Annotated in this window: 16 protein-coding genes; 8 read left to right on the top strand and 8 right to left on the bottom strand. The window is 57.0% G+C overall.

What is annotated here, in order from left to right; genetic code table 11:
* The first annotated feature begins 137 nt into the window (after positions 1-137).
* Complete coding sequence (locus GGQ73_RS21800; RefSeq protein WP_183897838.1) at positions 138-1,025, top strand: DMT family transporter; 888 nt, start codon at positions 138-140, stop codon at positions 1,023-1,025.
* A 10-nt stretch (positions 1,026-1,035) separates the two neighbouring features.
* On the opposite strand, the gene GGQ73_RS21795 is transcribed toward GGQ73_RS21800, so the two are convergent.
* Positions 1,036-1,938: a LysR family transcriptional regulator gene (locus GGQ73_RS21795; RefSeq protein WP_183897837.1), complete on the bottom strand. Its 903-nt coding sequence runs from the start codon at positions 1,936-1,938 to the stop codon at positions 1,036-1,038.
* 134 nt (positions 1,939-2,072) lie between these two features.
* Here GGQ73_RS21795 and amaB point away from each other — a divergent pair, with 134 nt between their 5' ends.
* Positions 2,073-3,608 carry an L-piperidine-6-carboxylate dehydrogenase gene (gene amaB, locus GGQ73_RS21790; RefSeq protein ID WP_183897836.1) on the top strand — a complete coding sequence of 512 codons (1,536 nt, stop codon included), beginning with the start codon at positions 2,073-2,075 and terminating at the stop codon, positions 3,606-3,608.
* 42 nt (positions 3,609-3,650) lie between these two features.
* Here amaB and putA read toward each other — a convergent pair whose 3' ends face one another.
* Positions 3,651-7,334, bottom strand: coding sequence for a trifunctional transcriptional regulator/proline dehydrogenase/L-glutamate gamma-semialdehyde dehydrogenase (putA, locus tag GGQ73_RS21785; RefSeq protein WP_183897835.1), 3,684 nt, complete (start codon positions 7,332-7,334; stop codon positions 3,651-3,653).
* Positions 7,335-7,488: 154 nt separating this feature from the next.
* Between putA and GGQ73_RS21780 the strand changes: the two genes are divergently transcribed.
* Positions 7,489-7,959, top strand: coding sequence for an Lrp/AsnC family transcriptional regulator (locus GGQ73_RS21780; RefSeq protein WP_174154057.1), 471 nt, complete (start codon positions 7,489-7,491; stop codon positions 7,957-7,959).
* A gap of 45 nt (positions 7,960-8,004) precedes the next feature.
* Here GGQ73_RS21780 and GGQ73_RS21775 read toward each other — a convergent pair whose 3' ends face one another.
* Positions 8,005-8,571: a sigma-70 family RNA polymerase sigma factor gene (locus GGQ73_RS21775; RefSeq protein WP_174154056.1), complete on the bottom strand. Its 567-nt coding sequence runs from the start codon at positions 8,569-8,571 to the stop codon at positions 8,005-8,007.
* Complete coding sequence (locus tag GGQ73_RS21770; RefSeq protein ID WP_045228288.1) at positions 8,571-8,771, bottom strand: NepR family anti-sigma factor; 201 nt, start codon at positions 8,769-8,771, stop codon at positions 8,571-8,573. The genes GGQ73_RS21775 and GGQ73_RS21770 overlap by 1 nt, the downstream gene beginning before the upstream one ends.
* Before the next feature lie 141 nt (positions 8,772-8,912).
* Between GGQ73_RS21770 and GGQ73_RS21765 the strand changes: the two genes are divergently transcribed.
* Together GGQ73_RS21765 and GGQ73_RS21760 are read left to right on the top strand one after the other, a co-directional pair.
* Positions 8,913-9,707, top strand: a complete 795-nt coding sequence (locus GGQ73_RS21765; protein WP_174154055.1) for a response regulator — start codon at positions 8,913-8,915, stop codon at positions 9,705-9,707.
* A gap of 114 nt (positions 9,708-9,821) precedes the next feature.
* Positions 9,822-10,817: a sensor histidine kinase gene (locus tag GGQ73_RS21760; protein WP_178111596.1), complete on the top strand. Its 996-nt coding sequence runs from the start codon at positions 9,822-9,824 to the stop codon at positions 10,815-10,817.
* A 294-nt stretch (positions 10,818-11,111) separates the two neighbouring features.
* Here GGQ73_RS21760 and GGQ73_RS21755 read toward each other — a convergent pair whose 3' ends face one another.
* Positions 11,112-12,821: a sensor histidine kinase gene (locus GGQ73_RS21755; protein WP_183897834.1), complete on the bottom strand. Its 1,710-nt coding sequence runs from the start codon at positions 12,819-12,821 to the stop codon at positions 11,112-11,114.
* A 254-nt stretch (positions 12,822-13,075) separates the two neighbouring features.
* Between GGQ73_RS21755 and GGQ73_RS21750 the strand changes: the two genes are divergently transcribed.
* Entirely contained in the window at positions 13,076-13,615 is a 540-nt protein-coding gene (locus GGQ73_RS21750; protein WP_183897833.1) for a PRC-barrel domain-containing protein, read from the top strand.
* Between the two features lie 96 nt (positions 13,616-13,711).
* Here GGQ73_RS21750 and galE read toward each other — a convergent pair whose 3' ends face one another.
* The 3 genes from galE to GGQ73_RS21735 all read right to left on the bottom strand — a co-directional run bounded on the left by galE (position 13,712) and on the right by GGQ73_RS21735 (position 15,593).
* A complete protein-coding gene (gene galE / locus GGQ73_RS21745; RefSeq protein WP_183897832.1) occupies positions 13,712-14,695 on the bottom strand; it encodes a UDP-glucose 4-epimerase GalE in 984 nt (327 codons plus the stop codon).
* A 127-nt stretch (positions 14,696-14,822) separates the two neighbouring features.
* Positions 14,823-15,242: a hypothetical protein gene (locus tag GGQ73_RS21740; protein WP_183897831.1), complete on the bottom strand. Its 420-nt coding sequence runs from the start codon at positions 15,240-15,242 to the stop codon at positions 14,823-14,825.
* Positions 15,243-15,251: 9 nt separating this feature from the next.
* Entirely contained in the window at positions 15,252-15,593 is a 342-nt protein-coding gene (locus GGQ73_RS21735; RefSeq protein WP_183897830.1) for a DNA-binding protein, read from the bottom strand.
* 224 nt (positions 15,594-15,817) lie between these two features.
* On the opposite strand from GGQ73_RS21735, the gene GGQ73_RS21730 reads away from it, so the two are divergent.
* Entirely contained in the window at positions 15,818-16,915 is a 1,098-nt protein-coding gene (locus tag GGQ73_RS21730) for a carboxynorspermidine decarboxylase (RefSeq protein ID WP_183897829.1), read from the top strand.
* A gap of 48 nt (positions 16,916-16,963) precedes the next feature.
* Positions 16,964-18,202, top strand: a complete 1,239-nt coding sequence (locus GGQ73_RS21725; RefSeq protein ID WP_183897828.1) for a saccharopine dehydrogenase family protein — start codon at positions 16,964-16,966, stop codon at positions 18,200-18,202.
* The last annotated feature ends 136 nt before the right edge of the window (positions 18,203-18,338 follow it).

Here is an 18,338-nt window from a genome sequence, read left to right as displayed (position 1 = left end):
GCAGCCGAACGGTTTTTTCGTCTCGGCGCCTTGCGCCCTTGCTATGTGAGGCGTAGCCAGAACCCGGAGATAGCGTTCACGCCGGGCCTTTGAGTTTCTTTCCATGCCACCCGGCTGTCGCTGCGGGAGCGGTTATCATGCAAAAAGGTTTTCTACTGGGCTTGCTCGCCTATGCCAGCTTTTCCTGTGGAGACGCCACCATCAAGTCGCTCGGCTCGCACGTCAGCGTCTTCGAAATCGGCTTTTTCAGCATTCTGTCGTCGGCGTCCCTGATTTTCTTTTTAAAGCCGAAAGACGAGCGCTGGCGGTACTTCTGGCGCATGAGCCGGCCATGGGCTGTGCATGGTCGCGCGATCTCAGGGTTGTTTGCGGGTATTCTGGGCATCTACGCCTTTACCAGTGTGCCATTGGCGGAAGCCTATGCGCTGATTTTCCTGTCTCCGCTTTTCGTCACCATTCTGTCGGCGCTGGTGCTGAAGGAAGACATCGGGCTATGGCGGTGGTCTGCCGTCATGGCAGGCATCGTTGGTGTGATACTGGTTGTGCGGCCCGGCTTCAAAACGCTGGAGCTTGGCCATTTCGCAGCACTTTGCGTTGCCTTTCTGGCAGGCCTGACCATCGTTCTCCTGCGCTCGCTTGCGGGACGCGAAAAGCGGACATCGATCATGGGTGTGCTGATCATCTACGGTCTGACATTCAATGGCATCCTGATGATCCCGGAATTCCAGGTGCCGACGCTGAACCAGATCGGTGCCTTCATCGTCATCGGCATGTGCACCGCCATCGGCCAGATCACCTTGCTGACGGCAACGAAGATCGCACCCGCCAGCCAGATCGCACCATCGCATTACTCTCAGATATTGTGGGCCGTCGCTATCGGTGCATCCTTCTTCGGAGAATATCCGGATACACTCGCGATTTCCGGCCTGGTTGTCATCGCCTCTGCCGGATTGCTGACGATGATGCGCGAGAAGATCCGTCTCGGTGTCGTGCGTTGGAACCCGTTTTTCCGCAATCGCCTGTGATGATGGTCGGTTAGACCGGCGTGCCCACTTCGTCCAGCAACCAGTTTTGAAACGCGCGCGCCAGCACATTGTCCTGCCGTCCTTCGGGCAGGGCGATATAGTAGCTGTTTTCGGTTTGCAGCGGCACGTCGAACACCACATTCAACAATCCGGATTTTAGTTCGGCCTCGATCAGGTATTTCGGCAAAAGTGCAAATCCGAGACCACTGACAGCGGCCTCGATCAGCATGGAAAACTGGTCGAAACGGCTACCGCGGTAGGCGTTTTCGGCGGCAAGCCCGTTCATCTCGAACCATTCTTTCCATAATTTCGGCCGGGTTGTGACATGCACAAGCGGGCCTTCCAGCATATCCGCATGGCTTTCGACAGGGCGAGACGCCATGAGGGCAGGGCTCGCAACAGGCACAATCACCTCGTTACACAGAAAGGCACAGGTGCCGTGCGCCCAGATCGGCTGGCCGTAATGGATGGCGATATCGAAGCCCTCTTCGTCAAAGTCGAAAGGCTGGGAGCGGGAGCCCACCGTCAGCACCGTATCGGGGCGTGCGGCCATGAATTTGTGAAGGCGAGGGGTGAGCCATCGGCTACCGAATGTCGGCAGCGTGGCGATGGATAGCGAGGCACTGGACGCTCCGGCGGTGACCGCGCGCACCATCAGTTGCTCCGACTGCTGCAACAATCGTTGGACGTCGGGCAAAAACTTGCGCCCGGCATCCGAAAGCACCACGCGGCGGCGGATACGCTCGAACAGCAACATGCCGGTCTGTGCCTCCAGATCGCTGATCTGGCGGCTGACGGCGCTTTGCGTCAGGTTCAGCTCTTCGGCAGCGCGCGTAAAGTTGCCGTGCCGTGCAGCACATTCGAACGCCTGCAAAGTGACGATATCGGGAACAAGCCGTCTGCGTGTGTCCATTCCTGTCTCGCATCAACCGAACCGGTTTCCTCATTTGAAAACGGCACTTGAACCCGTATATGATCAGGAAAGAGAATGAAACGGGTATTGTCTCGCGTCAATATCCAGCGTTCAGAAACCAAGGAGCCATCATAATGAGCCAATCAGCAGCCAAGGTCGATGTCGTCAAGGAAGCCGCAGCGCTTCTGGCCAAGATGGGCGTTTCTCCTAAGCTTTATCAGGGCGGTGACATGGCCTCCTTCAGCCCCGTCAGCGGCGAAGAGATTGCCCGGCTGAAGACGGTATCGGCAGGCGATGTGGCTGTCATTATCGAAAAGGCGGATGCCGCTTTCAAGACATGGCGTCTGGTGCCAGCGCCCAAGCGCGGCGAACTGGTGCGTTTGCTGGGTGAAGAACTGCGTGCCGCCAAGGATGACCTCGGTCGTCTGGTCTCGCTCGAGGCTGGCAAGATACCTTCCGAGGGACTGGGCGAAGTGCAGGAAATGATCGATATCTGCGATTTCGCGGTCGGCTTGTCCCGCCAGCTCTATGGCCTGACGATCGCAACGGAACGCCCCGGCCACCGCATGATGGAAACCTGGCATCCCCTTGGCGTTATTGGTGTCATCTCCGCCTTCAACTTCCCCGTCGCCGTCTGGGCATGGAATGCAGCACTCGCCATCGTCTGCGGCAATTCCGTGGTCTGGAAGCCTTCTGAAAAGACGCCGCTGACCGCCCTTGCCGTGCAGGGTATTTTCGAGCGCGCCGCTGCCCGCTTCGCAGATGCGCCTGAAGGTCTCAGCCAGCTCATCATCGGTGACCGCACCGTTGGCGAAGCGCTGGTCGATCACCCGAAAGTGCCGCTTGTTTCGGCCACCGGCTCCACCCGTATGGGCCGCGATGTGGCCCCGCGTCTGGCCAAGCGTTTTGCCCGCGCCATTCTGGAGCTTGGTGGTAACAATGCCGGTATCGTCTGTCCCTCTGCCGATCTCGACATGGCGTTGCGCGCCATCGCCTTCGGTGCCATGGGCACGGCCGGTCAGCGCTGCACCACGCTTCGTCGTCTTTTCGTACACGACAGCGTTTACGACCAGCTGGTTCCGCGTCTGAAGAAGGCCTATGCGTCCGTGTCCGTCGGTAACCCGCTGGAAACCTCCGCACTCGTCGGCCCGCTGGTCGACAAGGCTGCTTTCGATGGCATGCAGAGGGCACTGGAAGACGCCAAGGCACATGGTGGTGTCATCACTGGCGGCGAACGGGTGGCTGACGCTGGCAAGGAGACGGCCTATTACGTCAAGCCTGCCCTGGTCGAGATGCCCAAGCAGGTTGGTCCTGTTCTGGAAGAAACCTTCGCGCCGATTCTCTATGTGATGAAATACAGCGATTTTGATCAGGCCGTCAGTGACCACAATGCCGTTGCCGCTGGCCTTTCCTCGTCCATCTTCACGCGTGATCTTCAGGAGGCCGAGCGCTTCATGGCGGCTGACGGTTCCGATTGCGGCATTGCCAATGTCAACATCGGCACATCGGGCGCGGAAATTGGCGGAGCCTTCGGTGGCGAAAAGGAGACCGGCGGCGGTCGCGAATCCGGCTCCGATGCCTGGAAGGCCTATATGCGCCGGGCCACCAACACGGTGAACTATTCCAAGGCGCTGCCGCTTGCTCAGGGCGTGACCTTCGACATCGAATAACGGAAAAATCGGCTGGCGAGATTTCCCGCCAGCCGATCCGGTTCAACCAATCGACATCAGGCTGGCATTTCCACCCGCCGCTGTCGTGTTGACGCTGACGGATACCTCTTCCAGCAGCCAATCGAGATTATATGGCTGTTCGGTGCCCTGCAAAGCTGCCGTCACTGCCGCCTGAACCAGAAGGAGCGGGCCGGGCAGTTCCGCAATGTGCGCATTGGCCTGCTGCACCCTGTCAGCATCACCTTCCACCAGCACGCCGGCATAGGGTCCGGTTTTGGTCCAATCATCCGACCAGGTGATGCGCGCGGCGACGCTCGATGGCAGGCCTGTCAGTTCCGTCTCCAGACCGGCTTGCTTGTCGATTGCGACCGTATTGCCGGTTGCAAGCGCTGCCGCCAGCTGTCGAAACAATCCCTGCGCCGTCAGTGGAGCCAGAAGAACGTGGCCACGCGGATGCAGGGCATACAGATTGCGCTCACCCACCGGGCCTGCGAGTTCCGTCTCGAAACCGAGGCCGGAGAGCTTGGCGGAGAGGCGCGCGGTTTCCGCCGCAACTGGGTTGCCTTTTGTATCCAGCCAGTTTGCCAGATCGGTCACGGACGTGTCGTTCTGCTGACCGTTGCGCGCGACATGAGGGGCTGATCGCGTCAGACGTCCCAGGTAAAGTGGGCCGCCTGCCTTCGGGCCGGTGCCGGAAAGGCCGCGTCCACCGAAGGGCTGAACACCGACGACCGCGCCGATGATGTTGCGGTTGACGTAGAGATTGCCCGCTTTGATGCGTGACAGGACATGCGCGATCGTCGTATCGAGGCGGGTATGCAGGCCGAATGTCAGGCCGTACCCCGTGGCGTTGATGTCATCGATCAAGCGGTCGAGTTTTTCGCGCTTGAAGCGGATGACATGCAGCACCGGGCCGAACACTTCGTGCTTGAGATCGGACAGCGACGTCAGCTCGATGATGGTTGGCGGCACGAAGGTGCCTTTGTCCGTCTCTCCGGCAAGGGCAATCTGCTCGATGCGGTTGCCAAGGCTACGCATGGATTCGATGTGTTTTTCGATATTGTCCTTGGCTTCCAGCGTGATGACCGGGCCGACATCGACCGACAGCTGGTCTGTCCTGCCGATGCGCAACTCATGCAAAGCGCCCTTGAGCATCGTCAATGTCCGCTCGGCGATATCGTCCTGAAGGCACAGAACCCGTAGCGCCGAGCAACGCTGACCCGCACTGTCAAACGCCGAGGCGATAACATCGGCCACCACCTGTTCGGCCAGAGCCGAGGAATCGACGATCATGGCGTTCTGGCCGCCGGTTTCGGCAATCAGCGGAATGGGCTGACCGTCGTTTGATACGCGTTCGGCAAGTTGTTTCTGAATGAGACGTGCAACGTCCGTGGAACCGGTGAACATCACGCCTGCGGTCTGTGTGGCGCCGACCAGCTGCGCACCGGTTTTGCCATCGCCCGGCAGAAGCTGCACGGCATCTGCAGGAATGCCGGCCTCATGCAGCAGGCGAATGCCTTCTGCGGCAATCAGCGGCGTTTCTTCCGCGGGCTTTGCCAGAACCGGATTGCCAGCCACCAGCGCTGCCGCGACCTGACCGATGAAGATCGCCAGCGGGAAATTCCACGGGCTGATGCAGACGACGGGTCCAAGCGCCTGTCGCTGCACGCCAAATGTGTTGCGAGCCTCTGCTGCGTAATAGCGCAGGAAGTCGATAGCCTCACGCACTTCGGCGATGGCATTGGGCGCCGACTTTCCAGCTTCGCGCATGATGAGACCGAGCAGTGTCGGCAATCTCGCCTGCATCAGGTCGGCCGCTTTTTCGAGGCATGCGGCACGATCTTCAACACCGGTTTGTGACCATGTGGATGCGGCGGCTGTCTCAAGCGCCTTGGTAACATCCTCTTCGGTCGGCTCCGTCACAAAGCCGACGACGTCATTCCGATCACCGGGGTTGAGAACAGGTCGAGCAGGACCCGTGGCATGTTGCCAAGCCGCGCTCCATTGATGTTCAACGCTGGCCGACAGTGCTTGAGAGAGTGAGGCGAGGGTGTCTTCGTTGGCGAGATCCAGCCCCGAAGAGTTGGCGCGCGCGCCATAGAGATCGGCAGGCCTGGAAATCTTGTCGTGCTGCGCACCGGGTGCTGGCATGGCTTCGACCACGGCTACCGGGTCTTCCAGCAGCAGATCGACGGGGACATTCGGATCGGCGATGCGGTTGACGAACGAGGAGTTGGCGCCGTTTTCCAGAAGGCGACGCACCAGATAGGCGAGCAGCGTTTCGTGTGTTCCGACCGGCGCATAAAAGCGGCAGGGGCGATCGAGATTGTGTTTTCCGACGACCTCATTGTAGAGCGGCTCGCCCATGCCATGCAGGCATTGGAATTCATAATCGCCGATTTTGAAATCCGGTCCAGCAAGGTGGTAGATGGTCGCCATCGACTGCGCATTGTGGGTCGCAAATTGCGGGAAGATCACGTCGCGCGCCGCCAGCAGCTTGCGCGCGCAGGCGATGTAGGACACGTCCGTGTGGACCTTGCGGGTGAAGACGGGGAAGTCTTCGAGACCATCCAGTTGCGCCCGCTTGATTTCCGCGTCCCAATAAGCACCCTTGACCAGGCGCACCATGATGCGGCGGTCCGATCTGCGGGCAAGGTCGATGATGTAGTCCAGCACGAAGGGGCAACGGCGGCTATAGGCCTGCACGACGAAGCCGAGGCCTTGCCAGTTGCCGAGTTCTGGATCCAGCGCAATGCTTTCCAGAAGGTCGAGCGATAGCTCCAGCCGGTCGGCTTCCTCCGCATCGATATTGAGGCCGATGTCGTAGCGCTTTGCCAGCAGCATCAGGGATTTCACACGCGGCAAAAGTTCATCCGTTACGCGCTGTGCCTGTGGGCGAACGTAACGCGGGTGGAGGGCAGACAGCTTGATGGAAATGCCGGGCCCGCCATAGACGCCGCGCCCGGCGGAGGCTTTGCCGATGGCATGGATCGCCTGTTCGTAATCTCGATAGTAGCGTTCCGCGTCCTTGGCTGTGGTCGCGGCTTCGCCCAGCATGTCGTAGGAATATTGAAACCCTTTGGCCTCCAGCGGTTTGGAACGGTTGATGGCTTCGGCGATGTTCTGGCCCGTCACGAATTGTTCGCCCATCATCCGCATGGCCATATCCACACCACGACGAATGACCGGCTCTCCGGCACGGGAAATGAGCTTTGTCAGGGCTGTCGACAGGCTCTTGTCGTTGACGGTGGATGTCAGCTTGCCCGTGATCACCAGCCCCCAGGTGGCGGCATTGACGAACAGGGAACGACCACCACCCAGATGCGATCGCCAATCGCCAGTGGCGATCTTGTCGCGGATCAACGCGTCGCGGGTGGCTGAATCGGGAATACGCAGCAGCGCCTCGGCAAGGCACATCAGCGCCACACCCTCCTGGCTAGACAGCGAATATTCCTGCACCAGACCTTCGACACCGGTACCTTTCGCCTTGGATCGCAAAGCCTGGACCAGCTTGCGGGCTGTGGCGCGGATGGTTTCAGCCTGCTCAGGCGAAACGGTTGCTGCTTCGATGAGGGGGGCAACACAGTCCGGCTCCGCGCGGCGATAGGCTGACGTAATGGCCTTGCGCAATGCGCTCTGCGGTCGCAGCGGTGGCGCGAACCGGGCGAAAACATCGCCTGCTTCGTCGGTGTTTGTGGTCGCAAGTCCAGCTAGATTTTCGGCCATCGGTCCGGTCCCTGATATCGGTCACGTGCGCTCTCGATCTCGGCGCCGTTTTTTCGCCGTCAGAATATCATTACTGCTGAAATTGCTATGGTCTTATTTTAGCGGTATATCAGGTTAAATAGACTTATAATTGTCGATCTGAAAGAACATATGGATGATAAAGCATGTAGAAGCAGGCAATCTCGATCACTTTGACCTGAAAATTCTGGAGGCTATGAGCGACGATGGGCGCATGTCCATTCTTCAATTGTCCAAACAGGTCGGTCTTTCGAAGACCCCGTGCCAGACACGGCTGAAACGTTTGGTGGATGAAGGTTACATTCTTGGCTTTCGCGCCATGCTCAATCCGGCCAAGTTGGGGCTCGAGCATATCGCGTTCACCGAAGTCAAGCTCTCGGATACACGGGAAAAGGCTTTGGAGGACTTCAACACGGCCGTCCGTAAGATCAAGGAGGTGGAGGAGTGCCATATGATCGCCGGTGCCTTCGATTACCTCTTGAAGGTGCGCACCACCAACATCCGCAAATACAGACAGGTTCTGGGCGAAAAAATTTCCAGCCTGCCGTGCGTTGCCAACACATCGACATTCGTGGTCATGCAGTCAGTCAAAGATGTTGGAATATAAAAGGACGCGACTGTTCAGCCGCGCCCTTATTGTGGGTTTTCCACTTTAGCGAATGGCAGCCACAGAGGTGACGGCCGCTACCTGCGCATCGGGACCGAACTCGTTCTCGTCCTGAATGCCGAGAAGCTCCTGGAGACGAAGACGTGCACGGCTGACGCGGCTCTTGATGGTGCCGACGGGGCAACCGCAAATCTCGGCTGCTTCCTCGTAGGCGAAGCCCGACGCGCCAATCAGAAGGATCGCTTCGCGTTGGTCTTCGGGCAGCTTTGCAAGGGCAGTTTTGAAATCCTGCAAATCGACTGAACCATGCTGTTCAGGCGGAACGGAAAGGCGCGATGTGTAAACGCCGTCCGTGTCCTGAACTTCGCGGCCGGATTTTCTGATCTGACTGTAGAATTCATTGCGCAGGATGGTCACGAGCCAAGCACGCATGTTGGTGCCGGGTTGATAACTTTCCTGTTTGGCCCACGCTTTCATGATCGTGTCCTGCACGAGGTCGTCGGCGCGATCACGGGATCTGATAAGAGAGATGGCAAACGCGCGAAGATTTGGCAGGGCTGCCAACATTTCGCGTTTGAAATTGTGTTCGTTCTGACTCGTTTCCGTGACCATCAGCGCCTCGAAGCTTTTGCGTTGTTCTCAGCTTCGTCAAGCTTTTCAAGGAGGTCGAGAAATTTGTCGGGTATGCCCTCATCCTGAACTGCATCATACAATTCGCGTAATTTCTTGGATATGACAGCGCGACCCGAATCGGGAACATTGGGAGATGTTCCTCTGTCAGATGGATCCTGGTCCGATTGAAACATGTTCATGATTTCCGGTATTCCTTTGGTGACGCAGCTAACAATGCACAAAGGAAAAAATAGTTCCACATCCGGTGGAACTTTTTTTGAAGTGTGGCGTTTAATCGTTTAGGTTTGCAGTGCAAGCCGCATGAGCCAGGGGAGTATTCCATGTCAGTTTCTACACGCATCGCACCACATCTGCCTTATCTCCGCAGGTTTGCGCGTGCCGTATGCGGTTCACAATCCACTGGCGATGCCTATGTCGCCGCCAGCCTCGAAGCCCTGATTGCCGATGTCAGCATTTTCCCGCAGACCAGCAACGACCGTGTTTCGCTTTATCAATTGTTTGTATCCATCTTTAGTTCCGTAACGCTCAACATCAAAAGCGACGAAAACCTCACGGGTTGGGAAAAGCGTGCATCGGCAAACCTTTCGGCCGTCCCCGCAGTACCGCGTCAGGCTTTTCTGTTGACGACGGTCGAAGAATTCTCGGTTGCAGAGGTTGCCGAGATTTTGCGCGTTCCTGAATCGCAAGTTGGAAAGCTGATCGATGAAGCGGCATCCGAAATCGCCCGTCAGGTCGCAACCGATATCATGATCATCGAAGACGAACCTCTGATCGCCATGGACATCGAGCAGATGGTCACCGATCTGGGCCATAACGTCACCGGCATTGCGCGTACCCACAAGGAAGCGCTCGAACTCTTCCACCGCACCCAGCCAAAGATGATTCTCGCCGATATCCAGCTGGCTGATGGAAGTTCCGGTCTGGAAGCGATGAAGGAAATTCTGCAGATGACAACTCTGCCGGTCATTTTCATCACCGCCTTCCCCGAGCGCCTGTTGACAGGTGAACGCCCTGAGCCGACATTTCTGGTGACCAAGCCGTTTAACCCGGATATGGTCAAGGCACTTATCAGCCAGGCTCTCTTCTTCAATGAAAGCTCCCGTGTCGCCGCTTGAAATATAGAACTCACCGTCGAATAATTTGGAACCCGGGTTATAGTCCGGCGTTGACGTCGTTATGTTGTTTCGAGCGTAGCGACGACCATCGCTGTTGTCCGTTAGGAGATCGTATTGCATCGGCTGGCGTGGCATAATGGTGAGCGGGACGAGGGGGAGCTTCACGATTCACTCGTGCTCGCTCTCCTCGATTCCGATGAAACGGTCATGCTTCAAGACCGCGATAAGGAGTATATCTTTATCGCGAACCTTCCCGATGTTTGGGCTTTCCCATCGAGCTCCGCCGAACCGCCGACAGACCTGTCCATGTTCGGCAAGGACATTGCCGGTCGCCTGGCGGAGCTGAAGAAGGACCTGACTGCTGCTGGTAGCCGCGGCATGCTGGAAGTCACCGCCGGCAAAGACAGGGTGTTTCAGTTCCACGTCTATTCCACGGTCAACATGTCCGGCCTGCGCGTGTTGAAGACGACGATCAGGGAGATGACGGTCGAACGCCGGCGTGAGCAATTGCTGCGCTCGCTTTTGCGCGAAGTCAGCCACCGCTCCAAGAACCTGCTTGCCATCATCCAGAGCCTGTCTGCCCAGACGGCCCGGTTCAGTTTCACAAAAGACGATTTCCTGCGTAAATTTCGAGGCCGTCTGCATGCGTTGGCGCAATCGCAGGATCTCATCACGGATTCCGATTGGCGCGGTGCCGACATCTTTGATTTGTTAAAGCAGCAGTCTGACCTTTACCTTCCCGAATATCCGCAGTTGATCAAGATGGTGGGCGAGAACCTCCTTCTGAACCCGAACGGCGCGCTCTATGTCGGCCTCGCGTTCCACGAGCTGGTGGTCAACACCGTCAGCCATGGTGGCAACCTGTCGCAACATTCACCGATCACACTCGATTGTCGCAAGGACGGTGAGTTCTTCGAAGTGCGTTGGATCGAGCCTCTGGGCGGTTCTGCGATCTTGATGTCGTCCGAGGATGGCAGCAAGCGCAGCAACTTTGGCAGTGTTGTTCTCGAAAAGGTTGTCCCTGCCGCACTGGGTGGTGAGGCGAAGTACGGTGTCTCGACCGACAACATCGACTACTTCCTGCGTTTCCCGGCACCTCTTCCGACCTGATATCACTGTCTAGAACGTTTCAATTTAACAAGGAAACGCTCTAACGCGTCGTGTCCGCCACCGAACGATCGGTGTTGGCAACGCTATCGCCGATTGAAACAAGTGGATTTGATGGGACGCAGAACCGGAACGGTTGACCCAAACAAAAAAGCACGGCTCCGGAGAGCCGTGCTATTCATGACAGGTTTTCAGGGGCAAAACCTGTTGCGCCAAGCCTCAGGCGGGGACGGGGAGTGGCTTGGCTTGCATCAATAACGGCGCACCCGATTTTTTGTTCCAGGCCATCCCATCTTTTTAATCGACCGGGGATGTATCTTTCCGGGTGAGGAAGTGACGGATCGGCGCGGTGAGTGTCCAGCGGAATCCAGCCTCGGTGTATTCTATTGAAATATTGGCAGAAAACGCCGTTTCCGCATGTCGTTTTATGATGGTGTTGCCAAAACCCGTCGATGTCGGTTCGATAGCTGCGGGACCGCCGACCTCTTTCCAGTCGATGGTCAACAGATCGTGATCGTCCTTTCGGCCTTGTGGGTGGGTCCAGGTCAGTTCGACTACGGCAGCCTTCGTGGACAAAGCCCCATATTTCATCGAGTTGGTGGCGAGCTCGTGCAAAATGAGACCGAAATTCTGGGCAGCTTCCGGTGATAGCATGAAGTCCGGACCATTGATCTTGACCTGATTGATGGCAGTGCCGAAGACCTGGATGTGGTTTTCGATCAGCTTGCGCATCGGCACGCCCTGCCATTGCACCTCGGCCAAGGCGCCAATGGACATGGCCAGTCCGCGCAGGCGATAATCCACGGCTTTCTGGAACTCCTCCACTGTCGTATTCTCGCGCGCCAGCTGGCGCATCATGGCTTGGACCAGCGTCAGCAGGTTCTTGGAGCGGTGGACAAGCTCCTGCAAGATGAGGTGTGTCTGGTCTTCTGCCTGACTGCGATCAAAAGACGCGTTGGAGAGAGCGATGGCGACCTGATTGGCCTCTTTGATTTTTGTGTCCAGCGGCGCGACGATTTTCCCCTCGCCGATGCGTCCTGCCATCTCCACGAGTTCGCGGATGGAGCCGCGCAGTTGCACGCCGACCAGATAGGCGCCGGTGATGGCGATGATGACGAGTAACAGGCTGCCCGCCATCATTTTGCGCCATGTGCTTGCAAGCGCCGAGCGCGTGTTATCAGCTGGCCCCCACACGACCGCTTTCCAGGACCATCCGGCCAGCTGCGAATAGGCATGAATTGTGCCGTCCTCATCCTCGAAGCTACCGCTTAAAGCCCGCATCTGGTCAAGTGCGATTGGCCGGGTAAGAATATTTCCCGTGGTTGCGGCGTCTGGATTGCTTGAGACGACGACGCGGTTGTCGCTGTCCAGAACGGCAATCGTCCATCCTGGCGGCAAACCGTCGTCGTTGATCAGCCCGCTCAGATCTCGCGCATTCTGGGTCATCATCAAAACGTCGCCGGTTGCGCTCAGCGCAGATGGAAGCGGGCGCATGACGTTGAAGACCCACTCCTTGCTGGTCTTACCGAAGAATATGTCTGACACGACGATCCGGGCACCGGTTATGATGTCTTTAATTCTCAGGTCCTCGGGCACATTTCCCAGCGGCTGGTCGAAAGGCACACGCGTGTTCAGTCGTTGTTTGCCATCTGATTTCGCAACGATGACGTAGAGGCCCTGCCGCTGGAGGCTTTCGCTCACTCGCTTGTGAAAAGCCGAGAGGTCGCCGCTTTCGAGCTCGGGAAACTGTGACAGCAGATTAAGAGACGTTGCCATTTCCTGAAGACGACGATCGACGTTACGGCTGATCGAGCGCGCATCCTCGACGGCTTCGCGTTGAAGGTCATCTCTTTCGCCCGCCTCCAGTTTCAGCATCAGATAACCGACGAATATAATCAGCGGAAGTGTGATTACCGCAGTCATAACAACGAGATAAACGCTTATTGTCGCCGTGGGAAAAAAATTGGCTAGGCGCTGTCTGAATTTGGTCATGAGTGCGTTTGGCATTGTCTCGCCGGGTTAGGCTGGAGCTGACGTTAAGGTGGGCGAGCCGTAGAATGTCCGAAGCGATTACGCCACGCAATCCCTACTTATACTCAGGGGTATAGGTCATTTTCGAAATTTGATTCGTTCTAATATGCCTAAAACTTTGGCGGAACCAATCCCTTTTTCCTCCGTTTTCTACTCAACAGGCCCACACAGAAAACGGGTTTACCGCTCCGGGCTAGTGACACATCGAGGATCAAGGAAAGGTTTTTACAATGAAAAAGACATTTGCGACACTCATCTCTGCAGCGCTGCTGGGTTCGACCGCATTCGCTCCGATGGCAATGGCCCAGACCACGGCACCTGCCGCCCCAAGCGCAACCGCGCCCGCGACGCCAGCAGCACCTGCGATGCCTAGCTCGACCGCATCTTCGGGTGGCGCCTACCTTACTCAGCAAGCCGCAAACCAGATCAGTGCGAATGATTACATCGGCAACGCTGTCTACACGTCCGCCGACGAAAGCATCGGCAGCGTGACGAACCTCATCATGGAAGAAAACGGCGGAATCGTCGCGGCTGTGGTCGGCGTCGGCGGGTTCCTCGGTATCGGTGCCAAGGACGTTGCCGTACCCATGGACAAGCTGACGGTAACCCGCGATGCAGCAGACGGCACTGTTCGTCTGACGACGACCGAGACAGCCGAAACATTGAAGGCTGCCCCAGAGTTCGTCACGATGAAGGAAAAGAAGGCCGAAGAAGGGGCTGCGGCTCCCGCTGCAACCGGCGGCACAACCACGACCGCGCCCAAGCCATAATACGGTTACCTGGGAGAGGAGCTACGAGAGCGTTCTTATAGCGGGAAGCACCGGCCACACGGCCGGTGTTCTTTTGCGCGACTGGAAGGCTGCAGCCTACACACTGTCATTGCGGGACGAGTGCCAGCGCCATGCTGAGCGGATGATATCTGTCAGCGTATATTGCGGCTCCCAGCCCAAGACCTCACGAGCCTTGTCATTATTGGCCACGAGCGTCGTTGAATCACCCTCGCGCCTGTCGGCATATTCGACCGGAAAAGGACGGCCCGAAACCTCCGAGATCGTGTCAAGCAGTTCCTTCACCGTTGTGCCGGTGCCAGTGCCGAGATTGAGTTCGACTGTTTCGCCGCCATTCAAGAGATAATCGACCGCCCGAACATGCGCGTCTGCCAGATCGAGAATGTGGATATAGTCGCGGACGCAGGTGCCGTCGCGCGTATCGTAATCCGTGCCGAACACCTTGAACCCCTCGCGGCGGCCCAACGCAGCCTCGATGGCCAGCGGTATGGCGTGGGTTTCAGGCTTGTGCCATTCGCCGATACGGCCTTCGAAGTCCGCACCCGCCGCATTGAAATAACGCAGCATGACGGATTTCAAATCCTTGTAGGTGCTGTAGTCCTTCAGCGCCTGCTCGACCACCCATTTGGTGCGGCCATAAGGATTGATCGGTGCCTGGGGGTGCGTTTCGTCCAGCGGTACCCGTTCCGGCAGGCCATAGGTGGCGCATGTCGAGGAAAAAACGAAAGCCTTGACCCCAGCGTCGATCGTGGCGGAGAGCAGGGTCAATGCGCCGGTGACGTTGTTATCGTAGAAGGCGACGGGGTTTTTGACGGATTCGCCAACTTCAATCAAAGCGGCAAAATGCAGTACGGCTTCAGGCTGGTGTTTCGCAAAGACCTCATTAAGGCGGGCCTTGTCTCTGATATCGCCCTGCTCGAAGGGTCCCCAACGGACGAACTCTTCGTGACCGTTGGAAAGATTGTCGAAGACGACAGGCTCATATCCCCGGTCGGCCAGCAGTAGACATGTGTGGGAACCGATATATCCGGCACCGCCGACGACAAGGACTTTTTTCCGCATCCAACATTCTCTCCGTTAAAAGACGTGTTGGCAAACTGCCTAACATTTTGTCGGCAGAAGGGCAGTGGAATTTATTGCGGATGAAAAGGAAAAGCCGCCTTCTAGTCGAGGGCGGCTTTCAGGGTGATCATTTCTTCTTCAGGATCGTCGTTCTAGTGCCGATATACCCGAGTGCAATCGCTGTCAGTAGCGTCACGATGGGTCTGGCGCCCAGCGCACCCCCCAACAGTGATTGTGCCGCGAGGGGCGCTGCTGCCAGCGGCAGAACCGGCCTTGCCGCGTAGACGCGAGGTCTACGTTTTATGGAAAGAGTGACCAGCATGATGACGCCGAGCAGGAAGGCGCTGCCCGCAATCACCAGAGCTGCGGGTCCAGCGCCAATTTCCTTCGCCAGGTAGATGGAACCACCGACGATTGCCGCGATGAAGGCAATCAGGAAAAACACGCCGGCCAATGTCCATAAAATGATTGTGGACTTGATCCGGCGCGTTACCAATTGACCTTCACGCTGGGTATCGCCGATATAGAGCAGCAGCGTTTGAAGCATGTTGCTGCCTTACTTGCGGGTGACGAGCGCGATCAGGAAGCCCGCAGCCACTGCGATTCCCAAAGACTGCAACGGGTTCTTCTGAACCTGATAGGTCAGATTGTCGTTGAGCGACTGGATTTCGTTGCGAACAGTTTCAACGGTTTGCTCACCGGCGGCCATCGCGTCGTCGGCTGCGCGGGCGGCTCGTGCCTTGACATCGTGGGATACGCCTGCGCCAAGCGCCTTCACGCTACCAGCGAGGTTGGCCAAATCTTCACGCAGCTGGGCCAGCTGAGCAGACACGTCTGCAGCTTCTCCGCTTTCGAGAGTTTCACGTACCTTGTCTTCCACGTTGCGAACCGTCGCCATGATGTTTCCTTTGCTTGAATGAAGTCAAAACGCCGTATCCACGGCCCACACTTGAGCTTTGAACGTGTCTCTGATGGTTTTGTTCCGTTGGTGAGCGCCTGCAGATATAAAAAACAGAGTGATTGCAGAATCTCGTGTGCGGGTTTGTTTTCCTGTCACAAGCATCATATAAGGCCCCTCTCAAGATGCCATAACCCAGACATTACAGAACGTGTGACAGACCGATGCTGCAGACACCCTATTATCTGATCGATAAGACCAAGCTTCTTCGCAACATGGAGAAGATTGCCTATGTGCGCGAGAAATCCGGTGCCAAGGCATTGCTGGCGCTCAAGTGCTTTGCGACGTGGTCGGTGTTCGACTTCATGTCGCAATATATGGATGGCACCACATCGTCTTCGCTTTACGAAGTGCGTCTGGGCCGCGAAAAATTTGGCGGTGAAACGCATGCCTATAGCGTGGCTTATGCCGACTACGAGATTGATGAGGTCGTCGGCAATGCCGACAAGATCATCTTCAATTCGATCAGTCAGCTGGAGCGTTTCGCAGACAAGGCGTCTGGCATCACGCGCGGTCTGCGCCTCAATCCGCAGGTCAGCTCATCGACCTTCGATCTTGCCGATCCGGCCCGGCCGTTCAGCCGTCTGGGAGAATGGGATGTGACGAAGGTCGAGAAGGTCATGGACCGCATCTCCGGCTTCATGATCCACAATAATTGCGAAAATGGCGATTTCGAACTGTTCGACCGCATGCTGGGCCAGATTGAGGAAAAATTCGGCACGCTTCTGACGCGCGCGGAATGGGTGAGCCTGGGTGGCGGTATTCACTTCACGGGCGACAATTATCCGATCGGCCGCTTCTGTGATCGCCTCAAGGAGTTTTCGCAGACATACGGTGTTCAGGTTTATCTCGAACCCGGCGAAGCCTCGATCACCAAGAGCACGACACTGGAAACCACCGTTCTTGACACCTTGTTCAACGGCAAGAACCTCGCCATCGTCGATAGCTCGATCGAGGCGCATCTGCTGGATTTGCTGATCTACCGCGAAACAGCCAAGGTTTCCCCCAATGAAGGGGACCACGCTTACATGGTCTGTGGGAAGTCCTGCCTTGCAGGCGACGTGTTTGGCGAGTTCCGCTTCGAAAATGAACTGAAGGTGGGCGACCGCGTGTCTTTCCAGGACACGGCAGGCTACACCATGGTCAAGAAAAACTGGTTCAACGGCGTCAAGATGCCGACCATCGCCATCAGGGAACTGGACGGCTCTGTCCGTGCCGTTCGTGAATTCGACTTTGCTGATTTTCAGCAGAGCCTATCCTAACATCATCCGCAAGCTCACCCCTACGGGGAAAAGGAGGCATCACCTGAAATGAAGAAGAACGTTCTCATCATCGGCGCCGGTGGCGTAGCACAGGTCGTGGCGCATAAGTGCGCCCAGAACAGCGATGTATTGGGAGACATTCATATTGCGTCACGCACATTGGAAAAGTGCCGCAAGATTGTCGAGTCCGTACGCGAAAAGAACAGCCTCAAGACCGACGTAAAGCTTGAGGCCCATGCGCTTGACGCGATGGATATCGAGGCGACGAAAGCCTTGATCGTGAAGACTGGCGTGCAGATCGTCATCAATGTCGGTTCTGCCTTCGTCAACATGTCCGTTCTTCGTGCCTGCATGGACACCGGTGTTGCCTATATGGATACTGCCATCCACGAGGATCCAGCCAAGATTTGCGAAAATCCGCCTTGGTATGGAAACTACGAGTGGCAGCGCGCGGCCGAGTGCAAGGAAAAGGGCGTGACTGCCATTCTCGGTGTCGGTTTCGATCCAGGTGTGGTCAACGCCTATGCGCGTCTGGCCAAGGACGCGTATTTCGACAAGGTCACGTCGGTCGATATCGTCGACATCAATGCCGGTAGCCACGGTCGCTGGTTCTCGACCAATTTCGACCCGGAAATCAACTTTCGCGAATTTACCGGCGTCGTCTATTCTTGGCAGAACAACCAGTGGCAGACGAACCAGATGTTCGAGGTCGGTCAGGAATTCGATCTGCCCGTCGTCGGCAAGCAGAAGGCCTATATGACTGGCCATGATGAAGTGCACTCGCTGTCCAAGAACATGGATGGTGCCGATGTGCGCTTCTGGATGGGCTTCGGTGATCACTACATCAACGTCTTCACGGTGTTGAAGAACCTTGGCCTGCTCTCCGAAAAGCCTGTCAAGACGGCGGAGGGTCTGGAAGTCGTGCCGCTGAAACTCGTCAAGGCCGTGCTGCCCGATCCGTCGTCGCTGGCACCTGATTATGTCGGCAAGACGTGCATCGGCGATGTCGTGAAGGGCATCAAGGATGGCCAGAAGCGCGAAGTCTTCATTTACAACGTGGCCGACCATAAGGACGCGTACAACGAGGTGGGCAGCCAGGGCATTTCCTACACAGCAGGCGTTCCGCCGGTTGCAGCGGCCATGCTGATCGCATCGGGCGAATGGGACGTGAAGCAGATGGCAAATGTGGAAGAGCTTCCACCGCAGCCGTTTTTGAACATTCTCAACAAAATCGGCTTGCCAAGCCGCATCAAGGACGAGAATGGCGACCGCGCCCTGACATTCTGATCTTGTCAAATCTGGACAATAAAAAGCCCCGCTTGCGGGGCTCAGACTGCTGACAAACCCCTGGTCACATCGGGGGGGTTATGATTCATTGGGACATGTTGAAGAAACCTGCTCCCGAACAGACGGCTCTCGAGAT

This window comes from Rhizobium skierniewicense, from assembly GCF_014196515.1.
GTDB lineage: Bacteria > Pseudomonadota > Alphaproteobacteria > Rhizobiales > Rhizobiaceae > Agrobacterium > Agrobacterium skierniewicense.
This window is presented reverse-complemented; position numbering and strand designations above follow the sequence as displayed.

Coding starts and splice junctions, on each gene's coding strand:
- GGQ73_RS21730 (WP_183897829.1), top strand. CDS start 15,818: ATGCTGCAGACACCCTATTATCTGATCGATAAGACCAAGCTTCTTCGC.
- GGQ73_RS21780 (WP_174154057.1), top strand. CDS start 7,489: ATGATAAAGCATGTAGAAGCAGGCAATCTCGATCACTTTGACCTGAAA.
- GGQ73_RS21775 (WP_174154056.1), bottom strand. CDS start 8,571: ATGGTCACGGAAACGAGTCAGAACGAACACAATTTCAAACGCGAAATG.
- GGQ73_RS21765 (WP_174154055.1), top strand. CDS start 8,913: ATGTCAGTTTCTACACGCATCGCACCACATCTGCCTTATCTCCGCAGG.
- GGQ73_RS21735 (WP_183897830.1), bottom strand. CDS start 15,593: ATGGCGACGGTTCGCAACGTGGAAGACAAGGTACGTGAAACTCTCGAA.
- GGQ73_RS21750 (WP_183897833.1), top strand. CDS start 13,076: ATGAAAAAGACATTTGCGACACTCATCTCTGCAGCGCTGCTGGGTTCG.
- GGQ73_RS21800 (WP_183897838.1), top strand. CDS start 138: ATGCAAAAAGGTTTTCTACTGGGCTTGCTCGCCTATGCCAGCTTTTCC.
- GGQ73_RS21795 (WP_183897837.1), bottom strand. CDS start 1,938: ATGGACACACGCAGACGGCTTGTTCCCGATATCGTCACTTTGCAGGCG.
- GGQ73_RS21740 (WP_183897831.1), bottom strand. CDS start 15,242: ATGCTTCAAACGCTGCTGCTCTATATCGGCGATACCCAGCGTGAAGGT.
- GGQ73_RS21755 (WP_183897834.1), bottom strand. CDS start 12,821: ATGCCAAACGCACTCATGACCAAATTCAGACAGCGCCTAGCCAATTTT.
- putA (WP_183897835.1), bottom strand. CDS start 7,334: ATGGCCGAAAATCTAGCTGGACTTGCGACCACAAACACCGACGAAGCA.
- GGQ73_RS21770 (WP_045228288.1), bottom strand. CDS start 8,771: ATGAACATGTTTCAATCGGACCAGGATCCATCTGACAGAGGAACATCT.
- galE (WP_183897832.1), bottom strand. CDS start 14,695: ATGCGGAAAAAAGTCCTTGTCGTCGGCGGTGCCGGATATATCGGTTCC.
- amaB (WP_183897836.1), top strand. CDS start 2,073: ATGAGCCAATCAGCAGCCAAGGTCGATGTCGTCAAGGAAGCCGCAGCG.
- GGQ73_RS21725 (WP_183897828.1), top strand. CDS start 16,964: ATGAAGAAGAACGTTCTCATCATCGGCGCCGGTGGCGTAGCACAGGTC.